Source organism: Sphingomonas caeni (genome assembly GCF_026013415.1).
Lineage (GTDB): Bacteria > Pseudomonadota > Alphaproteobacteria > Sphingomonadales > Sphingomonadaceae > Sphingomonas > Sphingomonas caeni.
The window spans coordinates 843,440-868,121 of record NZ_JAPDOK010000001.1; the positions used below are offsets into that span (position 1 = coordinate 843,440).

At 69.4% G+C, this 24,682-nt stretch carries 20 protein-coding genes and 1 tRNA gene; 5 read left to right on the forward strand and 16 right to left on the reverse strand.

Features of this window, described 5'->3' with window-relative positions; translation table 11 throughout:
- Entirely contained in the window at window positions 1-483 is a 483-nt protein-coding gene (locus OF829_RS04475) for a GNAT family N-acetyltransferase (RefSeq protein ID WP_264938743.1), read from the reverse strand.
- Window positions 484-492: 9 nt separating this feature from the next.
- Window positions 493-2,550 (reverse strand): outer membrane protein assembly factor BamB family protein, encoded by a 2,058-nt coding sequence (locus OF829_RS04480; RefSeq protein WP_264938744.1) that lies wholly within the window; start codon window positions 2,548-2,550, stop codon window positions 493-495.
- A gap of 64 nt (window positions 2,551-2,614) precedes the next feature.
- On the opposite strand from OF829_RS04480, the gene OF829_RS04485 reads away from it, so the two are divergent.
- The 5 genes from OF829_RS04485 (at window position 2,615) to OF829_RS04505 (ending at window position 4,850) form a co-directional block, all read left to right on the forward strand.
- Window positions 2,615-2,896 (forward strand): hypothetical protein, encoded by a 282-nt coding sequence (locus OF829_RS04485; protein ID WP_264938745.1) that lies wholly within the window; start codon window positions 2,615-2,617, stop codon window positions 2,894-2,896.
- 43 nt (window positions 2,897-2,939) lie between these two features.
- Window positions 2,940-3,668, forward strand: coding sequence for a 4-hydroxy-tetrahydrodipicolinate reductase (dapB, locus tag OF829_RS04490; protein WP_264938746.1), 729 nt, complete (start codon window positions 2,940-2,942; stop codon window positions 3,666-3,668).
- A 9-nt stretch (window positions 3,669-3,677) separates the two neighbouring features.
- Window positions 3,678-4,355, forward strand: a complete 678-nt coding sequence (gene nth / locus OF829_RS04495; protein ID WP_264938747.1) for an endonuclease III — start codon at window positions 3,678-3,680, stop codon at window positions 4,353-4,355.
- Window positions 4,356-4,358: 3 nt separating this feature from the next.
- Complete coding sequence (locus OF829_RS04500) at window positions 4,359-4,727, forward strand: hypothetical protein (protein ID WP_264938748.1); 369 nt, start codon at window positions 4,359-4,361, stop codon at window positions 4,725-4,727.
- A gap of 46 nt (window positions 4,728-4,773) precedes the next feature.
- Window positions 4,774-4,850: transfer RNA gene (locus tag OF829_RS04505), tRNA-Arg, on the forward strand.
- A gap of 120 nt (window positions 4,851-4,970) precedes the next feature.
- Here the strand turns inward: OF829_RS04505 and OF829_RS04510 are convergent.
- From OF829_RS04510 to OF829_RS04575, 14 genes are read right to left on the reverse strand one after another with little or no spacing between them, the layout of a single operon-like run.
- The gene (locus tag OF829_RS04510) at window positions 4,971-8,069 is read right to left on the reverse strand and encodes a DUF6519 domain-containing protein (protein ID WP_264938750.1); all 3,099 of its coding nucleotides are present in this window, start codon (window positions 8,067-8,069) and stop codon (window positions 4,971-4,973) included.
- 28 nt (window positions 8,070-8,097) lie between these two features.
- Window positions 8,098-10,293 (reverse strand): hypothetical protein, encoded by a 2,196-nt coding sequence (locus tag OF829_RS04515; protein WP_264938751.1) that lies wholly within the window; start codon window positions 10,291-10,293, stop codon window positions 8,098-8,100.
- Complete coding sequence (locus tag OF829_RS04520) at window positions 10,290-12,842, reverse strand: putative baseplate assembly protein (protein ID WP_264938752.1); 2,553 nt, start codon at window positions 12,840-12,842, stop codon at window positions 10,290-10,292. Before OF829_RS04520 ends, OF829_RS04515 begins: the two co-directional genes overlap by 4 nt.
- A complete protein-coding gene (locus OF829_RS04525; RefSeq protein WP_264938753.1) occupies window positions 12,842-15,187 on the reverse strand; it encodes a baseplate J/gp47 family protein in 2,346 nt (781 codons plus the stop codon). Before OF829_RS04525 ends, OF829_RS04520 begins: the two co-directional genes overlap by 1 nt.
- Window positions 15,184-15,546, reverse strand: a complete 363-nt coding sequence (locus tag OF829_RS04530; protein WP_264938754.1) for a GPW/gp25 family protein — start codon at window positions 15,544-15,546, stop codon at window positions 15,184-15,186. Before OF829_RS04530 ends, OF829_RS04525 begins: the two co-directional genes overlap by 4 nt.
- A 13-nt stretch (window positions 15,547-15,559) precedes the next feature.
- Window positions 15,560-15,883: a PAAR domain-containing protein gene (locus OF829_RS04535; protein WP_264938755.1), complete on the reverse strand. Its 324-nt coding sequence runs from the start codon at window positions 15,881-15,883 to the stop codon at window positions 15,560-15,562.
- Window positions 15,884-15,895: 12 nt separating this feature from the next.
- Complete coding sequence (locus OF829_RS04540) at window positions 15,896-16,408, reverse strand: phage baseplate assembly protein V (RefSeq protein WP_264938756.1); 513 nt, start codon at window positions 16,406-16,408, stop codon at window positions 15,896-15,898.
- On the reverse strand, window positions 16,405-17,529 hold the full coding sequence (locus OF829_RS04545) for a hypothetical protein (protein WP_264938757.1): 1,125 nt from the start codon (window positions 17,527-17,529) through the stop codon (window positions 16,405-16,407). The genes OF829_RS04540 and OF829_RS04545 overlap by 4 nt, the downstream gene beginning before the upstream one ends.
- Complete coding sequence (locus OF829_RS04550; protein WP_264938758.1) at window positions 17,530-17,898, reverse strand: hypothetical protein; 369 nt, start codon at window positions 17,896-17,898, stop codon at window positions 17,530-17,532.
- On the reverse strand, window positions 17,895-18,548 hold the full coding sequence (locus OF829_RS04555) for a hypothetical protein (protein WP_264938759.1): 654 nt from the start codon (window positions 18,546-18,548) through the stop codon (window positions 17,895-17,897). Before OF829_RS04555 ends, OF829_RS04550 begins: the two co-directional genes overlap by 4 nt.
- Window positions 18,545-21,796: an eCIS core domain-containing protein gene (locus tag OF829_RS04560; protein WP_264938760.1), complete on the reverse strand. Its 3,252-nt coding sequence runs from the start codon at window positions 21,794-21,796 to the stop codon at window positions 18,545-18,547. Before OF829_RS04560 ends, OF829_RS04555 begins: the two co-directional genes overlap by 4 nt.
- Window positions 21,793-22,068 carry a hypothetical protein gene (locus OF829_RS04565; protein ID WP_264938761.1) on the reverse strand — a complete coding sequence of 92 codons (276 nt, stop codon included), beginning with the start codon at window positions 22,066-22,068 and terminating at the stop codon, window positions 21,793-21,795. Before OF829_RS04565 ends, OF829_RS04560 begins: the two co-directional genes overlap by 4 nt.
- Window positions 22,065-23,384 carry an ATP-binding protein gene (locus OF829_RS04570; protein ID WP_264938762.1) on the reverse strand — a complete coding sequence of 440 codons (1,320 nt, stop codon included), beginning with the start codon at window positions 23,382-23,384 and terminating at the stop codon, window positions 22,065-22,067. The genes OF829_RS04565 and OF829_RS04570 overlap by 4 nt, the downstream gene beginning before the upstream one ends.
- On the reverse strand, window positions 23,381-24,682 hold the full coding sequence (locus tag OF829_RS04575) for a DUF4255 domain-containing protein (RefSeq protein WP_264938763.1): 1,302 nt from the start codon (window positions 24,680-24,682) through the stop codon (window positions 23,381-23,383). Before OF829_RS04575 ends, OF829_RS04570 begins: the two co-directional genes overlap by 4 nt.

The window sequence follows — 24,682 nt, forward strand, 5'->3', positions numbered from 1 at the left end:
TCAAAGCTCCCGGAACATCATCACCGTATCGACATCGCCCAGCACGGGGTGACGGAAGCCGCCGGGCACGCGGCCGATGATCGCGAAGCCGAGCGACTGCCAGAGGTGCATCGCGGGCGCATTGGTGGTGACGACGAAGTTGAATTGCATCGCGCGGAAGCCGCGCGCCCTGGCGGTCTCGAGCGAGTGCAGGCACAGCGCGCGGCCGACGCCGCGACCGACCGCATCCTGCGCGACCATATAGCCCGTATTGGCGATATGCGCGCCGCCACCGCCATGGTTGGCGCGGAGGAAATAGGCGCCGAGCAGCCTGCCGTCCGCCTCGGCGAGGAAGGCTTCGCGGTCGGGGGCGGTCCAATAGGCCCAGCCCGCTTCCTCGCTCATGTCGCGGTCGAGCGCCCAGGTCTCGCCCGCGCGCACCACGGGCTCGACGATCGCCCAGAGGCCGGGGCGGTCGGCGGGGGTAAGGGCGCGAATCTGCATGGGGCGCGCCTAGCGCCCCGGCAGCGCGAACGCGACATAGGCCGAGCCCCTGGGCCCTTTCGGATCGCGCGCGCCGCTGGTGGCGATCACGACGAACTGCCGCCCGCCGGCCATATAGGTGATCGGGGTCGCGGTGCCCGCAAAGGGCAGCGCACCCTCCCATAACAGCTTGCCGGTCCGCGCATCGAAGGCATGGAGCCGGCGGTCATAGACGGTGGCGCCGATGAACAGCACCCCGCCCGCCGTCACGATCGGCCCGCCATAATTCTCGCTGCCGGTGCCTTGCATCCCCTTCGCGACCAGCTCGGGATAGCTGCCGAGCGGGACCTGCCACAGATAGTCGCCGCTGTTCATGTCGATCGCGCTCAGCGTCCCCCAGGGCGGGGCGATCGCGGGATAGCCCTCGGGGTCGAGGAACTTGTGGTAGCCGGTGAAGCGATAGGCGGCCGCGCCCGTGCCGCCGACCTCCGCCTTGTCCGGCGCCGAATCGCGCAGATAGCCGATCAGCGCGTCGAGATCGTCGCCGGCGATCTGCGGAAAGCCCGGCATCCGCCCCTTGCCGCCATGGATCACCGCCTCGATCTGCGCCCGGGTCAGGCGCTTGCCGATATCGATCAGCGACGGAAAGGCCGGCGGATCGCCGGTCCGGTCGAGCCCATGGCAGGTCGAGCAACGATCCTCATAGAGCATCGCCCCGCGCTCGGCGCGCGCCCGGGTGAGCACCAGCCCGCCGGTCCAGGCGATATTGTTGCTGTTGATATAGAGCACGCCGCTCGGATCGGCGGCCTGCCCGCCCCATTCGGCGCCGCCGTCATAGCCGGGGAAGACGATCGCGTTGCCATCGACCGGCAGCGGCGTGAACGGGCCATCCGACCGCATCCCCGCAAACGCCTTGCGCGCCCAGGCATTCGCCTCCGGCGTGCGCTGCGTCAGCGTCTCGGCGGTGAGTATCTGGCGGGCATAGGGGGCGGGCTTGAGCGGGAAGGGCTGGGTCGGCGCGGTCGCCTCGCCCGGCACGTCGCTTTGCGGCACGGCGCGTTCCTCGATCGGGAAGAGCGGCTTGCCGGTGACGCGATTGAACAGGAAGACGACACCCTGCTTGGTGGCCTGGGCGACGGCGTCGATGCGGCGCCCACGCTGCGTCACCGTGAGCAGCACCGGCGGCGAGGGGAAATCGCGGTCGAGCACGTCATGGTGCACCGCCTGGAAATGCCAGAGCCTTTTGCCCGTCCGCGCATCGAGCGCGACCAGCGAATTGGCGTAGAGATTGTCGCCCTTGCGGTCGCCGCCATAGAAGTCGTCGACCGCGGAGCCGGTGGGGACGAACACGATCCCGCGCGCGGGATCGACCACCATCCCGGCCCAGTTGTTGGCGGCCCCGCCGCGCTCGGCGCTGCCCGGCTCCCACGTCTCGTAGCCCGGCTCGCCCGCCTTGGGGATCAGGTTGAAGGTCCAGCGCAGCGCGCCCGTGCGCACGTCATAGGCGCGGATCGCGCCGGGGGCGGCGGGGCGCGTTTCGGAGGTGCGGAAGCCGGTGATGATCAGGTCGCCGAAGATCACCCCCGGCGTGGTCAGATAGGTCGCAAGCGTCGCCGGATCGCGGCCCAGCCCCTCGCGCAGATCGACCCTGCCCTGCTTGCCGAAGCCCGGGATCGGGCGGCCCGTCCTGGGATCGAGCGCGATCAGATAAGTGTCCGCGCTGGTGAACAGCCTTTGCTCGCCGCCGCTCTGCCACCAGGTCAATCCGCGCACGCCCTGCTCGGCATGCGATTCGGGGACATATTCCCAGACCGGCTTGCCCGTGGCCGCATCAAGCGCGATCGTGTGCTGCTGCGGCGTGGCCGCGTAAAGCATGCCGCCGGCCATCAACGGCTGGGTCTGCAGCCCGCCCTCGCCCGTGTCGAAGCGCCAGACCTGTTCGAGCCTGGCGACATTCTTCGCGGTGATCTGCGCGAGCGGCGAATAGCGGTCGCCGTACGCGCCACCATAGACGGCCCAGTCGCCGGCGGGCGCGGTCGGGCCGGCAAGGCCCAGCGACACGATCGATAGCAGGACCCCCCAGCGCATGAGGCGGGCATAACCCGCCGCTCGCGGCTTTGCCAGCAGGCGCCGACGTGGCAGAACCTGGCCCATGAGAAAGCCGCCGCTCTGGCTCTGGCCGATCCTCGCGCTGGCCGCGGCAGACCTGCTGCTCGCGGCCACGGGCACGCAGCTGCTGATCCGCCAGCAGCGCGGGCAGGCCTGGCTGGTCAATGGAAGCGTGATCGTTTCAACCCACCGCGACGTCTCGCGCTATGCCGACAAGCGCAAGATTCCGATGCTCAGCTGCACCTATTGGACCGGGCTGGGCACGAAGATGACACCCTATCCGTTCGCGCCGCCGGCACAGGATTGCGCGTGGATCGCGCGATAAATCCACTCTTCCAATCCGCGCCACTTGTGTCACAGCAGCGCACATGACCAGCATCGGCATCTTCGGCAGCCAGGGGCGCATGGGGCAGACGATCGCCGCGATCGCGCCGGGGCTCGGCGCGCAGCTCGCGGGCGGCGCCGATGTCGGCGACGATCCCGCCGATCTGGCGCGCAAGGCCGATGTGCTGGTCGATTTCTCGACCCCCTCGGCGCTCGAGGCGCATCTTGCGGCGGCGCGTGCCGCGCGGACGCCGATCATGATCGGCACCACGGGACTGGGCGAAAAGCATCACCGCATGATCGACGAGGCGGCCGCCGAGATCCCCGTGCTCCAGACCGGCAATACCTCGATGGGCGTCGGGCTGCTCGCGCGGCTGGTGCGCGAGGCGGCGGCGCGGCTGGGGACCGATTGGGACATCGAGATCGTCGAGATGCACCATCGCCACAAGGTCGATGCCCCCTCGGGCACCGCGCAGATGCTGGGCAAGGCCGCCGCCGAGGGGCGCGGCACCACGCTCGCCGAGGCGGGCGTCACCGATCGCGCGGGACTTACCGGTGCGCGCGCCGAAGGGACGATCGGCATGGCATCGCTGCGCGGCGGATCGGTGTTCGGCGATCACAGCGTGATCTTCGCCGGCCAGGGCGAGCGGATCGAGCTGATCCATCGTGCCGACAACCGCGAGATCTTCGCGCGCGGCGCGGTGCAGGCGGCGCTGTGGCTCGCGGACAAGGAACCTGGCCGTTACACCATGGCCGAGGTTCTCGACGCTTGAGCGCCTGATATGAACAAGGCCCAGGTCTTCGACTTCTTCTCGCGGCTCGCCGAGGCCGATCCGCACCCTGAAACCGAACTCGAATATGGCAACCCGTATCAGCTCGTCGTCGCGGTCGCGCTTTCGGCGCAGGCGACCGATGTCGGGGTCAACAAGGCTACGCGCCGCCTGTTCGCCGAGGTGAAGACCCCCGAGGCGATGGTCGCGTTGGGCGAGGAAGGCCTCAAGGCGCACATCAAGACGATCGGCCTGTTCAACACCAAGGCCAGGAACGTCATCGCGCTTTCCGAAATGCTGATCCGCGATCATGGCGGCGTGGTGCCGCGGGACCGCGAGGCGCTGGAGAAGCTGCCCGGGGTCGGGCGCAAGACCGCCAATGTCGTGCTCAACGTCGCCTTCGGGGCGGAGACCTTCGCGGTCGATACGCACATCTTCCGCGTCGGCAACCGCACCGGCCTCGCCCGCGGCAAGACCCCGCTCGCGGTCGAGCTCAAGCTCGAAAAGGCCGTCCCCCAGCCCTTTCGCCTCCACGCTCATCACTGGTTAATCTTGCACGGCCGCTATGTGTGCAAAGCTAGGACCCCTGAATGCTGGCGATGCCCCGTCGCCGATCTCTGCGCGTTCAAGCCCAAGACACCGCCGCCCCGAACCTCGGCAAAGGGGCGAGCGGCATCCAACGGAGGATAGACGATGCGCCTGCTGCTCATTCCCGCCGCCCTGATCCTCGCCTCGCCCGTGGTGGCCGGCCGCGATCCCCAGGTCCCCGAGGCGACGCCGATCGGCACGCCGGTCGATTGCATCCCGCTCAGCCATATCCGCAACACGCGCGTGCGCAGCGATCAGGTGATCGACTATTATGTCGGCCGCAAAGTCTATCGCAACACACTGCCGATGCGCTGCCCCGGGCTCGGCTTCGAGCAGCGCTATCTGCACAAGACCTCGACCGGCGACATCTGCTCGCACGACATCATCACCGTGCTCGAAGCGAGCGGCAACATGCCCGGGCCGAGCTGCGGCATGGGCAAGTTCCAGGAAGTGACGATCGCCGGAGGGAAGTAATCGCCTCTGGCGCACCGCGTCCGGCTTTGCTACGCGGCGCGTCCACGCACCCGTAGCTCAGCTGGATAGAGCGCTGCCCTCCGAAGGCAGAGGCCAGGGGTTCGAATCCCTTCGGGTGCGCCATTTTTTTGCCTCAAGCGCCGGCGGCGACATCCGTCGCTTTGGCTTTCCTCGCATAAGCTCGGGCGGCCTTGCGGGCCCTTCGGGCCCGAGGTTTTATTTTCCGCGCTGGTCCCTTTGGGCTCAATCCCAGACGGCGAGCGGCATGTTCAGTCCCTTGTCGGCGGGGCTGGTCGAAAGGATCTTCGACCCCGGCAGGCCGAGATTGCCGAAGATCTTGACCACCTCCTTCTCGCGCTGGGCGAGCGGGGCGATCACCAGCAGCTCGTCGCCGCCCAGAACGAACTGGTTGCCCACGACGCTGACGAACTGGCCCGGCAGTACCGACCGCGTCGACAGGACCCGGTTGCGCTCGAAGCGGGTGAGCACCGGCACGTTGAGCAGCGCGATGCCTTTGGGTGGCCGCTCGTCGAGCCCGACCTTGACCGCCAGCGTGTCGGTGACCCTCACCTCCCACAGCACATTGTCGAGGATCGTCAGCAGCCCTGCATTGCCGAGCGGGAGCGTGATCGGATGCTTGTCGTCCTGCAGATCGGCGAGATAGGTGGCGTAGTTGAGGTTGCCGGGCTCTCCCCCGCCGAAATTGATGGCGCCGTTGATGCGGTTGCGCAGGATGCGGACGTCGCTGTCGAAATCGGCGAACAGGATCAGGTCTTTCGCCTGTACCAGCGCGGTAGGCCCGCCGATGAACTTGGACGGCTCCAGCACCTTCAGATCGAGGAAGACCGATTTCTCGAGGTTGCCCGCCAGCTTGGCCTCGTTCACCTTCTTGCGCTTGGTCTTGATGCCGCGCTCGGCCCCTTTGACGTCATTGGGATCGACATGGCTCAGGTCGCAATCCTCGATCGTCACCGTAGTGCATTGCTGGCTGGCGAAGATGTAGCGTTCGCCCGAGGCGGTCACCCGGCGCAGCGTAGCCGATGGCATCGCCAACGCCACGATCGAGCCCTTGCCGGCGATCAACTCGAGATCGGCCAGTTCGAACGCGCCCATTTGATAGAGGTAGAAGTGCCGGTCACCGATGTGCAGCCGCGTCGCCGGGCCGCAGCCATGGATCATCAGATTGAGCCCGTCGCGCTGATAGATCACGATATTCTTGGTGAGCACATGATCGCCCGCGGTGAGGCAGATGCAGATATCGTTGATCTCGTCGTCGGCGAGCAGCGTCTCCATCGCCTCGTCGAGCGTCTCGAAATCGCCGCCCTTGCCCACGGTGACGCAGCATCCGCCCCTGGGCAGATCGATCAGGCTGCCCGAGAAACGGATGTCGGGCGCGCCCCAGGGGGTGGCGGCATTCTTCATCAGCTTGGCGACGACATGGCTCGGCGGGTCGCCGGGGACGAGCGTCCACAGGCATTCGGCGAAGCCGTTCGCATCGGTCTGGATATCGACCGTCGCGGCGCCCGCCCCGCCACCGACCGCGCGCACCGTCCCCGTTCCGCCGACGACGCTGAAGCGGACCGGCGCGTTGACCAGCGGCCGGTTGGCGCGGGTGACGAGGACGCGGAGCGGTTCGGCCAGCTCGACCGTGGCGGCGCCGTCGGGGATGACCTGGGTCTGGGTGTCGCCCCCGGCGAGCGCCATCGCGCGCAGCTCGAAGGCACGCGCGGCGAACCGGACGGGATTGCCGAACCCGGTGCCGCCATCGTCGAGCATCCGCGCCTCGACCCGCTGGCTGAGATCCTCGACCCCGGGATCGAGCGCCCAGGCGCAGCTGGCGACCCCGTCGGCGCCGGTGAGCACGGTCACCGGGCTCGCGGCCCCGTTGAGCTTGCCGCCCGGCCCCGCGGCGATGCTGAACTTCACCGGCGCGCCGGCCACCGGCAGCTTGCCGCGCATCACCGCGACGCTGATCGGCTCGGCGAGCGCCAGCGCGGCGGGATTGCCCGCCTCGTTGCGCACGGCCTCCTGCCCGTCGCCGCCGACATAGAGGAGCGAGATCATCGCGCTGAGCGGCGGGAAGAGGATGCGGCAATCGCCGAGCAGGGTGATGTTGCCCGCGCCGTCGACCCGGATCCGCGCGAGCGGAGTCAGCAGGTGCGGCGGATTTTCGGGCGGCAGCTTGACTGCGGGCCATTCGACCGCATTGGTCGCGGTGCGCGCGATAAAGGCCCAGTCCTGGCCGGTCTTGTAGGCCGCGCTCTTCTCGAAACGAATGCGCACCCCGTCGGTGCCGAGCGGCTGCCAGCCATTGGCGTTGGGGATGGTGAGCGGACCGATCCAGCGCCGCACGCGCAGCCGGCGCGCCTCCGCGGTCGCCCCGCTGGCCGCGGCGCCGAGCCCGTGGGGGGTGGAGAAGGTGATCGTCTCGCCGACGATATCGCCGATCACCAGCATCTTGCCGGGCAGCTCGCGCAGCTCGGTCGCGACGTCGATCAGCTCGACCGTGTCGCCGATCTGGAAGCCGCGCGTCAGATCGCCCGGCGCGCTCGCGATCGTCAGCGTGTTGCCATTGTCCCAGCTCGTCGCGAGCGACGCGAACGAGGCGTTGTCGATCGACCATTTATAGGTCGCGCTGCCCCCGGTGCCGGGGGTGTGGATCTCGACGCGGTAAAGGTCGTTCTCGAGCCCCTGATAGCCGCCGCTGGGGCTCAGGTCGCATTTGTCGGGCGCGGGCGGGGGCGTGTCGGTTCCCGCCTCCATCAGCGCGGTGACCGGCGCGGCATTGGCCAGCCAGGCCGGGGTGCCCTTGACCCCGCCACAGGCGGTGTTGGTCGGGATCTTCATGAGCTTGAGCTGCCACACCGACTGGAGACGGCTCGCGGTGGTGACGCCGCCGAGCGCGGGCTCGATCAGCTCGGGCATTTCGAGCGCGGTGACGTGGCGCACCCAGCTGTCGAGGATCACCGCATAGTCGCCCGCGGCGAGCGCCGCGACGTCGAAGGCGGGATTGCCCGTGTCGAGCACGCAATAGCCGCCGCTGAGATGCGGCTGGGCGGGGAGGGTAACGACCGCATCGTTCTCGAGCAGCCGCCCGCCGACATAATAGCGCCCGGCCGAGACGGTGATCTTGTTCGCCGCGATCGCGACCTTGAACGAATCCGGATCGACGGGCGCCGCGGCGTCGCCGATCACGTCGCGGAAGCTCAGATCGAGCCTGTGGCCGAGGATGTCGTGCTCCTCGTTGATGTCGGCATCCTGCAGGACACGCCCCTGCTGCATCCGGACCGCGGTGAAGTGCCGCTCGGAATGGAAGGTCTGCCGCGAGAAATCGCCCTTCATTGTCCGCCCTTTCGTGTCATCGCCCGCATCACGTCGCGATCAGGATTCCGGCGGCCATGCCGAGCCGGAGATATTCGTCGAGGGTCGCATCCACATTCGCCTCGAGCAGCGCCGAGGAGGGAGTGCGGAATGCGCCGATCTCGCCGCCATCGTCGCCGCCCTTGCGCAGCGCCGGATGGGCGAGGGGATGGAGCTGGCCGTACCAGGGGCTGGCGCGGTCGAGCGAGACGATGTGCGGCTTGACCCGCGCCGCCGGCGCCCCGGCATCGACCGCGAGCTTCGACTGGCAGCGATGGCGCCGCGGCGTGCGCGAGCCATCGGGCACATAGCAGAAGCGCGTGCAGCCATATTGGGTGCGCGAGGTGGTGACGATGCCGTTGAACAGCGTGTTCGAGGCCCAGAGCTCGCGCACCGGCCCGGTGGTGCCGAACACGCTGCACGATTCGATCGTGAGCTTCGCTCCCCTCGCGATGATCGCAGCACCCCCCAAAGGCGCATGGACGATGCTGTTCGACAGCCGAAGATCGGGAAGCAGCGGATCGAGCGACAAGGGGCCGCACAGGCAATGGTCGAGCGTGATCACCAGCTGGGTGTTGAGATCGGCGACCAGCGGCTGGCCGAGATCGAAGGTGCAATGGCGCGCGGTAAAGCCTTCGAGCAGGCCCGGCTGGATCCAGCATTTGCCGGTCTGGAAGATTCCGCTCATCCCGAACTGCGAGGGGCCGTTCCCCTTGACCCGGATATTGCCGGTCAGATGCGGGCGGCAGGCGCTCGCCTGGAAATGGCCGAAGCGCTTGGGCAAAGGCTGGGCGAGATCGGCGGGCCAGCGCCCCGCGGCGATGGTGAGGCCGGTGCCGGGCTTGAGCGTCGCCGTCACCCCGGCGCCCAGATCGTGCCGCGCGCTGTCCTCGATCAGGATCAGCCCGTTGCGCGGGCCCGCCGGAAGCGCGTTCCACGCCGAGACCGCCGCGTTGAGCGTGCCGAACAGATTGTCGGCGGGAATGTCGGCGCGCCCTTTCATGACGCTCGCCTGCCAGGTGACGGGCGAACCCGCGCCGACCGCGCCGATCAGCGCGGCAAGCTCGCGGTTGCGGTCGAACGGCCCTGCCCCGATCTCGGCGCCATAGCCCTGGAGGTGATTGGTGCGCAGCGCCACCGGGGTCGCCACGCCCAGGGGAATCGCCACCCGGCCGAGCGCGGGATCGACCAGTATCTCGGCATCGGTAAAGGGAGCGACGCCGCCTTCGCGCACCGGGATCGCCTTGTCGGGCTGCGCGATCGAGGCGGGGGCGCCGCCCAGATGCACCACGCGGACCGCCTCGGGCTTGATCGTGCGCCAGGCGCCGCCCACGACATCCTGCACCTCGATCCGGAAAGCGGGATCGTCATCGGGGAAATAGTTGGAGGGGGGCGTCTGGGCCGCCGCGCTGGCGCGGCGGCGCGCGGCGAGTTCGTCGACCAGCGGACGGCGGCGCAGCGGCACCGGCAGATCATATTCGTGCGCGCGCTGGTCAACATCGGAATCGGTCCGCGCCCAGTTGAACCAGGGCCGTGCGCGCAATTCCGGATCGGCGTGGAACAGCCAGGGCGCCACCGGATCGGGCACCGCCTCGATTGCCTCGAGCAACGCCGCTTGCTGGCGCCACAGGAACAGCGCGATCGTCGGAATGCTCCAGCGCGCGCCGCGCTTGCCTGGGCGGCGCACGTCGAGCGTGTGCGAGAAGGCGTCGAACGGCGTGCCCGCCGCGCTCGCCCGCGTCGAATTGCGCACGTCGGCGGTGCCGTGGCGGCCCGGCCGGACATGGAGCATCGCCTGGGTGAGCGCGAGCCCGCGAAAGCTCTCATTGGCGAGCGCGGGCCAGCCGGTCACATCGCGCGCGAGCTGCTCGATCACCGCCACCGTGCCCTTGCGGCGGCGATAGGCGATGGTGTTGGCGATGTAGCGGCGCTGGCCGTCAGGGGTGGCGCTGGGCAGCGCGCGGGCGCGGACCAGAGCGCCGATATAGGGGATCGCCCAGTCGCTGCAGGTCTCGATGAACCAGTCGTCGTAGAGCCGGGCGATGTCCGCCTCGACGATCTCGCCCTGATGCGCGAGGATATCGAGCAGCGCCTGGAGCGGGCCGACATCGTCGATCGCCGCCGGATGGAGCGCATCGGCGCTCTTGTAGAAGGCCGGGACCAGCGCCCGGAGCGCCGACTGGGCGAGGGTCGGGTCGTCGGTCATGGCTGGTCCATCCGGATGATGTTCAGCTGATCGAGCAGCAGCAGATCGGCGGGCAGCACCGCGGTGCCGCTCATCCGCGCCGGCAGCGCGATCAGCCCGCCATTGGCGAGGACATTGCCATGATCGTCCTCGAGCTTGTCGAGATCGATCGCGACCACCCCCGGCACGCTGTGCGCGAGCGCCATGATCGCGCTGCTCGTGATCGGATGCGCGAGCCCCTGCGCGGCGCGGCCGAACGCGGTGGCGAGCTTGAGCGCGAGCGCGTCGCGGACATCGTCATAGCGGCGGTCGGGCGCGGCCTTGAGCTTCAAGTCCATCCGCACCTTGCACGGGCGGTGATCATCGACGCGGAAGGACTGGGTGATGTCGCGCGCGCGGTCGATCGCCTTGCGCAGCGTCTCGAGCAGCGGATCCTTGGGCGGCAGCGGCGCGCCCGAGACCGAGGCGACGGTCAGATGCGCGAGCCAGCCATGCCCGGTCCAGAGCCGCGCCGCGCGCGCCTTGGCGATGCCGGCGAAGCCCAGTGCGAAATCCTCGAAATCGCTGAGGCTGACGATCCGGCCGAGCGCGGTGACCGTGCCGGGCGCGCTGGCGCGGGCGGCGTCGCGCGGCTCGGGATCGGCGCCGCCGGTCGAGGGCGCGGGGTTGAACACGTCGGACAGGCCCAGCGGGCGCGTCATCAGCAGCGCGATCTGGCGGTCATGCACCCAGCCCGGCGCGCCGATCCCGACGCGGTAGCGCGCAACGATATTTTCGCTCCCGCTCGGCAGCCGCGCGCCGTTGATCCCGTCGCCGAAGACGATCGTAACGGTGCCGTCATCGGCGCGGCGGGTGACATAGATCTTGGCGTCGGGCGGCTGGCCGACAAAGCTCTCGACCTCGCGCCACAACAGCCGGTTGACCCAGATCTGGAGCGTCGTGGCCCGCCCGCTCGCCGTCTCGGCCGAGACATAAGTGAGCGGCTTGCCCGAAAGGGTGAAGGTCTGGAACGCCAGCGCCGCGCTGCCGCTGCCGAGCACCTCCTCGCGCGCCGCGCCATGCGTCGAGCGCGCGACGTTGAAATGGGCGCGGAAGGCCGCGCGCGGATAGGCGCGGGCGAGCGCGCGATCGAAGGTGATGGTGGTGCTCGCGGCGTTCTGGACCACGGTCTTGATCGTGAGCACCTCGCCCGGAAGGATCTTGACCGGCGGCACCCCCGGCGGCGCGGGCGGGGGCAGCGCCTCGCTCACCGCGACGGTCTGGCCGGGCTTGAGCCCCGGGACGAGCCGTTCGAGTTCGACCGTCGCCCCGCTCACCGTTGGCGGCGCGGGCGGCTCGGCAATGACGAAACGGCGGGTGGCGCGCCACAGGGCGGTGTCGCGGACATGGCTGTTGAACTTCGACTTGAGATTCTCGCCGCGCAGCCTGGTCAGCGTCGTCTTGCCGGTCAGGGTGAAGGCCTCGGCCGAATTCTCGGCGGCGCTGACGACATCGTAGAGCTCGACATAGGCCGCCCGCGCGAACACCAGCCAATCGCCCTCGACCAGCGGTTGCGCCCCCTCGATCTGGACGGTCCCGCCGGTCCCGTCCTTGTCCAGCTTGGCGCCGGGGATCTTGCCGATCTTGAGATCGTCCCACTCGACAGCGTCGTCGGGATCGGACTGTTGATAGGCGACGCGGATGTCCCGGTGCAGCGAACGGACGTCGGGCGCCGCCGCGCCGAACAGCCGCGCGCTCGCGCCCAGATGCCAGACCTCGAGCGTGCCGTCCCCCGCCGCCGCGTCCATCGCCGGCTTGGTCGAGCCGAGCGGCTCGCGCCAGGTGACATGGGTGCGGTCGCGGCCGGGATCGAGCGTCACCGTCTCGACCGGGCGCACGTCCCAAAGCTCCGACTTCCTGTCCTTGCGCCGGTCGCCGCCGACCAAGAGGATATGATCGCCGCGCTTGAGCCCGGCCTCGATCCCGGCGAGCCAGATCTCGGTGGTGCCGGTGCCGAGCCTGGGCGCCTCGGTCAGCCGCGCGCCGACGCTGTTCCACGCCGCGCGCGCCTCGATCGGTTCGACCGTCTCGAAGGTCGCGGGGGACTCGCCCGGGCCCGGGATCGATTGCGCGGCGAGCCCGGCATCGAGCCGCATCGCCTCGGGCAGCCCCGGCGCGCCCGCCTGCCCGCCCGCGAGATCAAGCCCGAAGGCGAGATGCGCCTCGGCGGCGACCCCGGGCGACAGCTCATAGCCGATCGACCGCGCCAGCTCGAGCACCGAACGCCGCTCGGTCGCGGTGCCGAGATAGCCCTCATTGGCGATCCGCTCCTGATAGAAGGTCAGCACGTCGAGCGTGACCGCCCAGGCATCGAGCAGCCCGATCGTGAAATCGTCGCCCTCGCGGATCTTGAGCCCATCGAGCTGGGGCGCCCGGATCACGTCGTCGAGCAGGCTTTCGAGGAACGCGCCATGATCGCCGACGCGCGCCTTGAGTGCGGGCTGTCCGGGCGGGTTGACCAGCGGGCGCGGGGTCGCGAAGCCGGCCTCGCCGGGTTCGCAGCCACAGGGCTGAGGGATCGGATCGTCCATCACAATCCTCCCACCATCTGGAGTTCGAGCCGGCCGTTTTCGGGGAAGTTCGCATCATTGTCGCACGAGACGATCTCGCGCTCGCCGACCGGCAGCACCCCGGTGTCGAGCTCGTTGCCCGCCGCGCGGCCCCAGCGCTGGAAGCGCGTGGCCGAGACATGGTCGATCCCGTTCACTCCCGCCGCAGTGGCGATCAGCGCGCTCAGATAGACGGGATCGCCGAAGCTGAACCGGTCGGGATCGAAAAAGCCCTGGGTGCCGAGCGCGCGGCGCAGCGCCAGCTCGACATCGCGCGCGCGATAGCCCTTGGCGAGGCAGACCCTGAGCGCGATATCGAGCGGCACCCGGCGCGGCGGCACCACCGCGAGATCGTCCCCCGCCATCCGCTCGGGCTCGATATAGGCGAGCAGCGCGTCGATGAAGCGCATATCGAGTTCGGCGCCATCGACGCGGTCGATGACGATGAAGGTCGAGTACCAGCTCCGCGCCCAGGCCCGGTACGCCTTGGCGCGCTGGACGCCGGGGAAGGTCTCGGCCTTGGCGGCATAGTCCTCGGGCGTGACACAGCGGCGGTTGCGCTTGAAGGCATAGGGGGCGGCGAGGCGGACCGCGGCGAGCGGCTCGGGATCGCGCGCGCCCTCCGCCGGCAGCGGATTGGTCGCGCGGACGCCGGTGACCCCGGGAACGACGGTCAGCGTGTCCGCGCCGATATTCCCCGCGACGCCGATCCCCGCGACGAAATGGAGCGTGAACTTGCCCACCGGATTCCCCGGCTCGCGCCCGAGCCGGCCGTCGCCGAAGCGCAGCGCGCTATCGTCGGCGCCGCCGCTCTCGACCACGAATTCCTGCGACGAGGGATTGGCGCCAAGCAGATCGGGCACCGCCTCCCAGCGCAGATTGTCGCCGTCGAGATAGATTCGCGGCACCGCGAGGCTGCGGTCGGGGCGGAGCGCGGCGGTGGCGGGGAGCTTCCGCGCGGCGGTATCGTCGTACGGGACGCCGACGGCGATGCGGATGCCGGGCAGGCGGACGCGGCGCGGGAGCGTATCGCGCGCGATCGCGCCGCTGCCGGCGGGCCGGGTTTCGTGCGCGCCCTGTTCGGCGAGGATCACATTGGCATTGGCATCGGCGAGCGGCACTTCGACGCCGAGATCGTCGGTCTTGACCAAGGGCAGGTCGAAGCCGAGCGCGTCCTCCGCATCCCAGGCGACGCTCAGCGTCGGCGTGTTGGTCAGCCGGTCCATCACGCCCTCGACCTCGGTCAACCGCACCACCTGGCGCATCCGCGGATCGGGCATCTGGGTCTGGCCGGTCACCGGATCGGCGATCAGCCGCAGCAGCAGCGCGTCGCCCGGCTTCAGCACCAGCCCGTTATCGGCCAGGCTCGCACGCGTCGCGCCGCGCGGCAGGCAGCAATTCTGCCCGCTCCAGGTGTGGAAGGCGATGCTGGCGTGCGCGAGCCGGATCGTCCGGTCGTGGAGCGTCTCGAACATCACCGGCGGCTCGGCGCCGCTGTCGGGCGGGCCCAGGCTCTCGGTCTGGAGGCGCTTCGGCGCGACTAGGTTGAAGCCGTCCTTGCCCGCATCGACCGGATCGACCACCACCCAGGTGCGCGCGCTCAGCCCCTCGTCGAGCCGGTAGTCGAGCAGCCGGGCGAGGCGGCGGATCGAGCTGCGCTTGCGCGCGGTCGAGAGATAGGCCTCGGTCGCGACCGCGTCCTGGAAATAGCTGAGATCGTCGGCGGTCTGCGCCAGCGCCTCGATCAGCATCACCCCCATGTCGGCCGGATTGCGCTCGGTCCAGCTGGGCGTGGTGACGCTCATCCGCTCGAGCATCTGGCGGCGGATGCCGGGATAATCCTTGGCGAGATAGTCGATCACAGGCGGCGGCAAGGGCGAGCGCGGCGGCGGATCGCCGGGCTTGCAGTCGAACGGGTTCGGGCAGGCGGCCTTGAAGTCGATGTCGACCGCCGACAGCGCGATGTCGAAGGTGTGCGGCGGCACCTCGCTGCCCAGCCCCGACACGAGCCGCAGCCGATAGAGCGAGAAATCGCCGGGCTCGCTGACCGTCAGCGTGACCGTGCCCGCGGCGACATTCTTCGAGAAACCCACGATGCGGATCGGGCGGATGCGCTTGCCGCCCTCGATCCGGAAGTTGAGCGCCTCGAGCGTCGGGGCGCCCGCGACCGCGTTGAGCGGATGGATGAAGGTGATGGTCAGCAGCGTCTGGCTGGGCGAGACCTCGACGAAATCGATGCCGTTGAGGATCGGCACGCCCATCGGCTTGGTGTTGCGGACCAGCAGGCGCCGCCGCTCGCTGCCGCAGGCGATGCAGAGGCCGGTCATGCCGCCGTCCCCGTGATCCGCGCGCGGCCGCGTGACCCGGTGCGGCGCGAGGCATAGACCACCTCGACCGTCAGCGCGGCATCGACCGCATGGACCTCGACCGCCTCGATCACGATCCGGTCGCCCAGATAGCGCTGGAGCGAGGCCTGCGCGGTCGCCTGGGCGGCGGCGGCGAGCATCTCGCTATTGCCCGCGAATACCTGGCCGGTGATCGCGCTGCCGAATTCGGCGCGGTTCACCCGCTCGCCCGGCATGGTGAAGAGGATCTGCCGGATCAGGTCGCGGATTGCGCCGTCATCCTCGTCGAGCGCGGTGCGCCCGCTCCTGAGGAAGCGATAGGGGGGGCTGACCGTGGTCATGCGTGCGGCCCCGTCACTGCGCGATCACCCGTGTCTGCGCGACGGTGGGCGTCGCGGGCGTGCCGGTGGGCACGCAGGTCGAGGTCGAGGACATCAGCAGCAGCGGCTGGCCGCCGCACAGCACCCGCGTCGATCCGACCAGCCAGGTCGCCGTGACGCACGGGCCGTTGCCCGCATTGGGGGGCGGCATGGTGCAGCCCGCGATCGTCCACGGCGCGCCCAACGTCGCCGCGGGCTGGCCGCCGAGCAGCACCCGTGGCGAGGTGACCGTCGGCGTCGCCTGCCCCGCATGCGCGCAGAGCACGGTGCAGCCGAAGTGCAGCACGGGTCCGGGCATGATCGAGCCTCCTCATGTGATCGCCAGCGCCCCGTTGTTGATGGTGACGCTCGGCCCGTTGAGCATGATCGTCGCGCCCTGGCCGTTGGTGATGGTGATGCCGGTCTCGTTGATCGCGATCATCGCGCCGGTCTTGGTCTTGAGTATGATCCCGCCGGTCGGGCCGGGCACGTCGGAGATCATGAAGGTGGTCTGCCCCATGGTCTGCATCACGAAGCAGCCGAGCGGGGAGATGGCGGGCGCGGCAAGCGAGGGGACCTCGGCGGCGGTCGCGTACCAGCAGCCGGTCCAGATCGGCTTGTCGAGATCGCCGCCCTCGAACTCGATCCACACCCCGGCCTGCATCGGCGGCACGGTGTAGAAGCCCGCCTGCGTCCCCGCCGAGGGGAAGCAGGGCATCGCCCAGCTGGTCGGCACGAACCCCTCGATCGAGGGCACGTTCGCCATCAGCCGCCCGCGCTTCTCGGGGTCGATATTGTTGATCACGACCCCGCGATATTTGCCGAAATAAGGGCCCCCGCTCATGCCGCCACCGCCGGAACCGTGGAGACCAGCCCGTTGCGGACAAGGGCGAAGCGCTGGGTCAGCGCGCCCGCCTTGATCGAGGTGGTGACGCTCTTGACGAAATAGAGCCCGTCGAACGCCATCCCGGCGCCGCGCATGCCCACCAGCCCGCGCGAGCGCAGCAGCCCGCCATAGCGGACCGGATCGAGCGTGCCGGTCGCGGTCACCGCATCGGCCGACTTGGCGCTCGCCGCGAGCCCGCGCAGCATCACCTCGGGCGCGCTCAGCGATCCGAGATCGTCGAGCACGCGGATGCCGGTCAGCCGCGGCGGCACCAGCCCGAGCGGGGGGTTGGCGAGGCTGATATCGGGCACGGGGATCGGGATCGAGACCTTGCTGAAGGGCTCCTGCACGATCATCACCGGCAGCTCGTGCTGCGCGGCGTCGATCCCGAACTCGGCCGAGAGCACGTTGGTGAAGCCGTCCGAATTGATGTTGAGCGCGCGCTGCGGGATCCCGACGCGGATCTCGGGGCCGAAATAGGCGGTGTTGGTGCCGGGCACAGGTCCCGGCTCGACATAGAAGACGTAACCGGCCTCGGCGGCCATCTGGCGGATATAGGCGAGGTCGGTCCCCTTGTGCTTGGGGATCTCGGTGGTCGGCGATTTGGTGACCGGGAAGATCGGCGGGATCGCCACCGGGATCATCCCATAGGGCGCATAGGTGGCGAGGCATGCCAGCACGCGTGCCGGAACCGGCATTGCCGGATAAGGCAGCCCGGTCTTGTCGATGCGGTTCATCACCGAGGTGAGGTCCTTGCCGAGCACGGTGAGCATCGCGGCGCCGCTGCCGCCGCCGCTCATCTCCTGCTTGTCGATCACCCCGTCCATCAGGACCTGCGGCAGCCCGCCGATCGTGACGACGACGATCACCCTGAGCGCGGGGACCTGCTGCCCGCCGACGAGCAGCAGCGTGTGGAGCACCGAGTGGGTGTCGATCGAGAATTTGAGCGAGAAGCCGCTCTCGCCCTCGGTGGTCTGGGTGACCTCGATCTCCTCGAGCGCCTCGAGCGCGACGCGCGGGAGCGGGATCGGCACGGTCGGGCCGACCAGGATCGAGACGAGGAAGGCGCCCTCGTTCATCTATCCCTCCTCGCCCGCCAGCGGCGGCGCGGGGACGCCCGCGGGCAGCGGCACCACGAGCAGCCGCCCAACGTCGCGCATCAGTTCGCGCGGATGCATCGCGCCGTTCGCGTCCTGGAGCCGCCAGGCGAGCATCGGATCGCCGAGCCGCGCGGTCGCGACCAGATCGGTGCGGTCGTAGTCGGTCACCTGATGGCCGCCGAGGCTCGCATAGGCGTTCGGCGAGGGGACGAAGCGGCGCGCGAGATAGCTGACCTCCTCGCCGGCGCCCGCGACCGTTATCGTGATCGTCTTGACCGCGATCCCCGCATAGCGGCTGTTGGCGGGGAAGGACGCGCCGCCGATCCCGAGTGCGTCGATCCGGCTCATGGCGGCCCTCCCAGACCCAGTTCCTCAAGCGTGCCGGTCGCGATCTTGCGCGCGAGCCCTTCCTTGCGGACGAGGTGGTTCATGAACAGGGCCGAGCCGCGGTGGCGGAAAGGCAGGTCGCTCGTGTTGAGCACCTTCATCCCCATCGACACGCGCGCGCGAATCGGATTGAGCGCGGGATCGAATTCCTCCTCGGTCACGCTGAATTCGGTGATCCGCACCGGCAGGATGCGCGTCTTGCTCCACACGAACAGGATCAGCGGCGATTCCATCGGCACGATCTCGAGCGTGCCCATGTCCATCAGCCGGTTGTTGTTCTCGAGCTGGCCGCTCTCGGGATAGAGGACGAGTTCGAGCGCGGCGAGCGCGGGCTGGAGGCCGAATTCGACCACCGCGGGGTTGGCGCTGGGCGCCGCGAGCTGGTCGGTCGCGTCGAGGATCGCGTCGAGCTTGAAGGTCTCGGCGGCGGGGCCGGTCAGCCGCAGCGGCTCGGAGCGACCGCCGGCAGGGGGCGCGGCGGGGGTGAGCGAGCGGCTGAGCTTTTCCGGCGTATACTGGAGCACGATCACGCGCTTCACGGCAGCGGTGACCGGATCGGTCAGCACCAGCCCGCATTTGAGCGGCGCGGCGGCGGAGGCGAGCCCGCTCATGCCGGAGGCCCCGATTTCCGGGCGCCGTCGAGGATCTTCTTGAGCAAGTCGCCTGCGTCGATCTTCTGCGGCGGCACCCAGGTGATGTTCTTGGCATCGGGCGGAGTGAAGCCCTGGATCGAATGATAGCTGACCGGCGCGGAGAAGGAGAAGCCGAGCCCGGTCGGGACCAGGAAGTCCGCCAGCTGCCATTCCCATTTGGCGCCGGGGCCCCAGCTGCCCAGGATCGTGGTCAGCTCGACCTCGGCGGCGAGCCCGAAGCGCAGATTGAGTTCGGCGCTGGCCTTGGCCACCGCGCCCAGCGCGTACCAGCCCTTTTCGTAATGGGCGGTGGTGATCAGGCTGGCATTGCCCTTGGCCTCGATCGCGGCGCTCACGATGATGCTGCCCTTGGCCTTGGCCAGCCCGCCATCGACGATCAGCGACCCCTTGATCCAGAAGCCGAGCGACGCACCGGCATCGACCGACAATGTGCCCTTGAAATCGAGCACCGGATCGGGATCGGGCGCGAAGGGATTGAGCTTGCCGCCGACCTCGACATCCTTGAGCACCGCGGGGCCGAACCAGTATTTCGCGTCGATCCCCGCGCCGATGCCGAATTTGAGCCCGATCGGCCCGGCCGAAACGCCGGGGATCGGCACTTCGATATTGAGCAGGGTCATGCTGTACTTGCCGCCCCTGGCCGCGAAGAGCGGGATCGGCCGGGTCAGCTTGGCGGTGCCGGTGGTGGTGACGTTCTGCTGCTGGTCGACCGCGACGCCGACCTCGACGGTCAGGTCGTCGCGCACCGGATATTTCATCTTGCCCGCCGCGCTGATCGCGCCGTTTTCGTGCAGCGTCACGGTCAGCGATCCGTTGAGCTTGGGCCGCGCCACCAGCAGCGTGCCGGTGCCGCTCAACCTCGGCTTCTCCTCGCCCTTCTTGCGGACGAACTTGGCCGCAACCTTGGGGGTGAGGCCCAGGCTGGGAAAGCCCATCGTGGCGTCGCCCCAGGCGGTGAAGGTATCGCCGTCATCGGTGATCTGGACGTTGACCGTGCCCAGCTTGGAATGCTTGATCGTCCCCTTGCCGCCATAGGTCCATTTGCCGCCCGCGAAACTCAGCTTGATCTGGCCGGTGCCGTTGCCGGGCAGATCGAGATCGAGCGTGCCCTGCGCGCCGAACCTGCCCTTGGCATAGGTGGCGGTGAGCTCGCCGCCCTTGAGGTAAGGCAGGTCGAGCTGGCCGGTGGTGACCTTGGCCTCGAGCGACCATTCACCCTGACGATATTTGATCTTGCCGGTCGCGCTCTTCACGCGTGGGATGTGCAGCGTGACATCGCCATCCGCGGCCAGCGCGCCGTCCTCGGCGAAGACCCTGACCGCGGTGCTGAGAATCTTCCGCTTCCCGACATCGTAATCGAAGGCGAAATTCCCCTCCGGCTTGAATTCGGGCATCAGCTGGACGGCGAGCGACGCTTCGGTGATCTTCGCGCCGGGGATGGGCGATTTCTTGGCCAGCGCTTCCTTGTCGAGCTTGGTCGCGACCGTCAGCTTCTCGTCGGCATATTTGATCTCGAGCTTGGGCAGGAATTTGTGGGTCGGCGTGATCATGCCGGTCCAGTTGATCTTGTCGCCGTCGATCTTGACCTCGGTGATCTCGCCCGGGCTCATGAACAGCAGGTCCACCGGAATCTTGGTCTTGTTGGTCTTCAGCACCGGCGGGGTGTCGGCGCGGACATTCATCTGAATGTCGCTGTCCTTGGACTTCTTGATCTTGATCGGCAGCCGCGACGTGGCAGTGTCGATCCGCGCGTGGAGCACATGCGTGCCCGCCTTGTTGGGCGCGTCGAGCTGCGACAGGATCAGCCCGGCATAGACGATGCGCAGCGAATCATTGTCGGGATCGCCCTCGATCAACGCCGCGAGCGTGTCGTCGACCGAGAATTGCGCATTGCCGCCCTTGAGCAGGAGCGTGTGCGGCTGGCGGCCCGGCGCGAGCTGGAGGGTGCCCTGGCCGCCGGTGAGCGCCTGGGTCTCGATCTCGACGCATTTGGTGACCGAGGGCGGATCGCCATAATATTTCACGCCCTCGAAGCGGATGCGCATCATCAGGTCACGCTTCTTGCCGTTGAGCCCCAGCGTCTTGTGGTCGGCGATCTCGGTGGCGAGGTCCGCAAGCTGATCGCGGATCATGCCGCCGCTGGTGATGTTGGGCTTGGGATCGAGCGCCTGGATATTCTCGGGATGGCCGCCGCCGCTCAGCTGCAGCTCGATGATGTGGTCCATGTGGCAGGCTTCGCCCTTCACCTTGGGGAACCAGCTGTCGCCGCCGCATTTCTTCCATAGCTTGTCAGCCTCCGCCGCCTTCCAGCCGACGCGCTGCAGCCAATTATCGCGCAGGTCCGGCGTGTCCTCGCGCTTCTGCTTGAGCGCGGCACGGTTGCTCTTGTCCTCGGCCTTGGGCACGCGCATCAGCGGCGCGGGCGGATTGGCGCGCATCACCTCCAGCGCGCGGCGGCCCTTCATGCGCGGCACGTAGAAGGGCTTTACCAGCAGCTCGACCGTCACCTCGTCGACTCCATCGACCTTTTGAGGGGCGGTGGTGACGGTGACATTATATTTGAGGTTGTCGGCGCCGATGGTGAGGTCGGCGTTCTTGCCCTTGGGCTTGGCGGCAGGCTTTGCCGCCCTGGCCACCGCCGCCGGCGCTGCGCTGAGCGGTGGGAGCGGGGCATAGGCGAGCGCGGCGCTGGCGGCGGCATCGGCCTCGCGCTCGAGCGCGCCGTCCGAGGCGGCACCCCGCTGCTGCACCCCCTCGGACCCTTGCGATTGCTGGACGGTGTGCGCCAGCTCGTGCGCGATCAGCCAGCGGCCGTCGGGCGTGTCGGGATCGAAGCGGCCCGGGCCGAAGGCGATGTCGTTGCCATGCGCGAAGGCTTGGGCGTCGACCGCGTCGGCGGCGCGCGCGCCCGCGGCATCGTCATGGATGCGGACCGCGCTGAAATCGTGCCCGAAGCGCGCCTCCATGTCGTTTTTCAGTGCAGGCGGCAGCGGGCGCCCGGGGTTCGCCAGCACCGCATCGACCTCGGCGGCGTGCTTGCGTCCGGGCGCGCCACCACGTTCCTTGCGCTGGACCGCGCATTTGGGACATTCCTCGCCCGCGCCATGGTTCTTGCACCGCCGCTGGACGGCGGTCCGCGCGGGCGAGAGGATCGGCGGCGCCGGGTTGCGCAGCGGCACGCGCGCCTCATGGACGGGTCCGCTCATGAGCCCCTCCCCAGCCCGCGCGTGACCGCCACCGCCAGCGCATCGGCGATCGCCGCGCCCGATCCGGCCCCTGCCCGCTCGCGCAAGGTCGCGGTCGCCGAACCATCGCGCGCGCCCGACCACAGCCCGGGGCTGCCTGCCACCTTCGCGCTCACCGCCGCTTCGATCGCCGCGCTCAGCGAGGCCCGCGACACGGGCGCGGCGCCGCGCACGACGACGCGGTCGATCGTCAGCCGGACGACCGGCGCGGGCGGGGGCGCCTGCCGCCTCATCCGCGTTCTCCCGGCGGCAGGGGCTGGCCCAGCTTGACCAGCTCGGCATGCACCGCCGCCAGCAAATGCGGCATGCCGACCGGCACGCCCTCGGCGGCCGCGCGGAAGGCGGCGTTGAGCGCGACGGTACGGATCGATCCGCCCGCGAGCAGGAAGCGTGCGAGCCGCGCGAGGTCGAGCGGCTCGCGCGGCATCGCGGGCGGCAGCACGCTCGCCCAGATCGCCTCGCGCTGCGCCTGATCGGGAAAGGGAAAGGCAATGACGAAGCGGAAGCGCCGCATGAACGCCGGATCGATCGCCTCGGGCAGGTTCGAGGTGAGGATCGCCAGTCCGCTGAAACTTTCGAGCCGCTGGAGGAGAAAGCTCACCTCCTGATTGGCATAGCGGTCATGGCTGTCGCGCACCGCGCTGCGGCGGCCGAACAGCGCATCGGCCTCGTCGAACAGCAGCACGACCTGCTCGCGCTCGGCGGCGTCGAGCACCGTTTCGAGATTCTTCTCGGTCTCGCCGATATATTTGCTGACCAGCGCGGCGAGATCGACGCGGTAGAGCGGATAGCCGAGCTCGCGCGCGATCGTCTCGCTCGCCAGTGTCTTGCCGGTCCCGCTCGGCCCGGTGAACAGCACGGAGAGACCGAGCCCGCGGCGGCTGCGCGCGGCGAAGCCCCAGTCGCCGAGCACCTGATCGCGGTGGCGGACATGCCCCGCGACCTGGGCGAGCATGTCGCACTGCTGCTCGGGGAGCACCAGTGCGTCGCCGTCGCCGCGCAGATCGATCCGCTGCGCGAGCGCGTCGAGCCCGTCGCGGCGGCGGCGATGGAGCAGCCGCGCGACGATTGCCTCGGGCGCGCCGCCCTCGCCGAGGCAGGCATGGAGCAATTCCTCGTCGACCGAGAGCATCCGCTGGGTCAGCCCCGGGCCCTCGTCGAGCCGGAGCCAATCGTGGCGGCGCAGCGGCGCGTGCGGGGTGAGCGCGCTCCAGTGCGGCTCGGGATGGCAGGCGAGCGCCAGCGCGAGGCTCGGCCGGTCACGCGCCGGATCGCCGTGCCAGGCCGCGCACAAGGCGCGCGTATCGGCATCGACCTCCGCCCCCGCGCAGAGAAGGAGCAGCCAATGCTCGAACGCGGTGAGCCCGGCCCCCGCCGCGAGCTGGGCGTGGACCGGCGGCGGATCAGAGCCCAGGATCGGGACCTCGGCCAAGCCCTCGCCCGCCAGCGCCATCGCGAGCATGCCGCGCGCCTCGGTCACCGCGGCGACGAACGCAGCCTGGTTGGCGGCGCGCCACGCGGCGGGAGCGGGGGCGAAGGCGGCGGTCATGTAAGGGTGACCTTCACATCGGTCGCGACGCTGTGCGGGATCGAGGCGACGCCATCGACCGAGGCGAGCACGCGGTAATCGCCGGGGGCCGCGCTGGTGTGCGCCCAGACGCGGTTGAGCTTCACGCGCGCCGGGCGCGGCGCATTGGTGGGCGGCGGCACATCGGGATTGCCCTCGGGCACCACCGCGGCGAAGCGGACCCCGGTGAGATTGCCCGCGACCACCTCCTCGAGGGTGATCCGAACGCTCTGCCGCTCGCCGATCTCGTGCGCGAAATCGACCAGCACCGCGCGCACCGTCCCGCCATCCTGCGCCGCCGCCGCGACGCGCGGGTGGAGCACGAACGAATCGACATTCGACCCGATCAGATTGCGCGGCACCGGGTCGCCCTCGATCAGCACGCCGTGGCGAATCTCGACGGTCTGGATTCCCGCGACCATCTTGGCGGGCAGCGTGGCCGGGAGCGGAACGGTGAGCGTCGCGGGATGGCCTTCGCCCGCCGGATCGATCAGCGTGGTCACATCGACGTCCGAGACGAGCAATGTCATCGTCGGATCGAACAGGCTGTCGCCCGAGATGAGGATCGTCGTGCCCGGCTCGACCGGAAGCAGCGCGCCGCCCTTGGCATGGACCGAAGCGATCACCGGGCGGTGGAGCGGCACGGTGGTGATCGTCCGCGCGGTGACCGGCAGCGGGGTCTGCGGCGTCGTCCGGCTGCTCAGCAGCAGCACCGTCGCGAGCAGCGAGACGCTCGGCCGCATGCCCAGTTGATATCCCGACCAGAGCCGGGCGAGATCGTCGCCGCTCAGATTGTCGAGCGACAGCCGCACCGATTCGACCTGCTCGGCGAGCCCCGAGGCGGCGAGATGCTTGTCGATCGCGGTGGGCGAGCCCGGCAGCTTGAGTGCGGCGGCGATATAGTCGCGGGTCAGCACCGGCCGGTCGTGGAGCGCGAGCAGCGCGTGCCCGAGCAATGCCTCGGCCTGATAGGGCTGGCTGCCATAGGCGGTGATCAGGTAATGTAGATCGAGCGCGAGCGGGGGGGCGGCGATGCGCTGGCCCGCGGCATCATGCGTGCGCGCGTCGCGATTGCGCCAGCCGGGGTTCTGGGCGACCTGATAGAGATAGAGGTTGAGCAGCGGCCCGTCGGTGTCGCCGCGCTTGATCAGGTCGGGCGGGAGCATGCTCACCTGCCAGCCGCCCATGCCGAGGAAGGAGAGGTCGCTGTTGGGCGCCGCGTCCATCAGCAGCTGGCGAAGCACATGGCCCAGGGCGGGAAGGGCGAACGGGTTGGCCAC

Coding starts and splice junctions, on each gene's coding strand:
- OF829_RS04475 (WP_264938743.1), bottom strand. CDS start 483: ATGCAGATTCGCGCCCTTACCCCCGCCGACCGCCCCGGCCTCTGGGCG.
- OF829_RS04480 (WP_264938744.1), bottom strand. CDS start 2,550: ATGCGCTGGGGGGTCCTGCTATCGATCGTGTCGCTGGGCCTTGCCGGC.
- OF829_RS04485 (WP_264938745.1), top strand. CDS start 2,615: ATGAGAAAGCCGCCGCTCTGGCTCTGGCCGATCCTCGCGCTGGCCGCG.
- dapB (WP_264938746.1), top strand. CDS start 2,940: ATGACCAGCATCGGCATCTTCGGCAGCCAGGGGCGCATGGGGCAGACG.
- nth (WP_264938747.1), top strand. CDS start 3,678: ATGAACAAGGCCCAGGTCTTCGACTTCTTCTCGCGGCTCGCCGAGGCC.
- OF829_RS04500 (WP_264938748.1), top strand. CDS start 4,359: ATGCGCCTGCTGCTCATTCCCGCCGCCCTGATCCTCGCCTCGCCCGTG.
- OF829_RS04510 (WP_264938750.1), bottom strand. CDS start 8,069: ATGAAGGGCGATTTCTCGCGGCAGACCTTCCATTCCGAGCGGCACTTC.
- OF829_RS04515 (WP_264938751.1), bottom strand. CDS start 10,293: ATGACCGACGACCCGACCCTCGCCCAGTCGGCGCTCCGGGCGCTGGTC.
- OF829_RS04520 (WP_264938752.1), bottom strand. CDS start 12,842: ATGGACGATCCGATCCCTCAGCCCTGTGGCTGCGAACCCGGCGAGGCC.
- OF829_RS04525 (WP_264938753.1), bottom strand. CDS start 15,187: ATGACCGGCCTCTGCATCGCCTGCGGCAGCGAGCGGCGGCGCCTGCTG.
- OF829_RS04530 (WP_264938754.1), bottom strand. CDS start 15,546: ATGACCACGGTCAGCCCCCCCTATCGCTTCCTCAGGAGCGGGCGCACC.
- OF829_RS04535 (WP_264938755.1), bottom strand. CDS start 15,883: ATGCCCGGACCCGTGCTGCACTTCGGCTGCACCGTGCTCTGCGCGCAT.
- OF829_RS04540 (WP_264938756.1), bottom strand. CDS start 16,408: ATGAGCGGGGGCCCTTATTTCGGCAAATATCGCGGGGTCGTGATCAAC.
- OF829_RS04545 (WP_264938757.1), bottom strand. CDS start 17,529: ATGAACGAGGGCGCCTTCCTCGTCTCGATCCTGGTCGGCCCGACCGTG.
- OF829_RS04550 (WP_264938758.1), bottom strand. CDS start 17,898: ATGAGCCGGATCGACGCACTCGGGATCGGCGGCGCGTCCTTCCCCGCC.
- OF829_RS04555 (WP_264938759.1), bottom strand. CDS start 18,548: ATGAGCGGGCTCGCCTCCGCCGCCGCGCCGCTCAAATGCGGGCTGGTG.
- OF829_RS04560 (WP_264938760.1), bottom strand. CDS start 21,796: ATGAGCGGACCCGTCCATGAGGCGCGCGTGCCGCTGCGCAACCCGGCG.
- OF829_RS04565 (WP_264938761.1), bottom strand. CDS start 22,068: ATGAGGCGGCAGGCGCCCCCGCCCGCGCCGGTCGTCCGGCTGACGATC.
- OF829_RS04570 (WP_264938762.1), bottom strand. CDS start 23,384: ATGACCGCCGCCTTCGCCCCCGCTCCCGCCGCGTGGCGCGCCGCCAAC.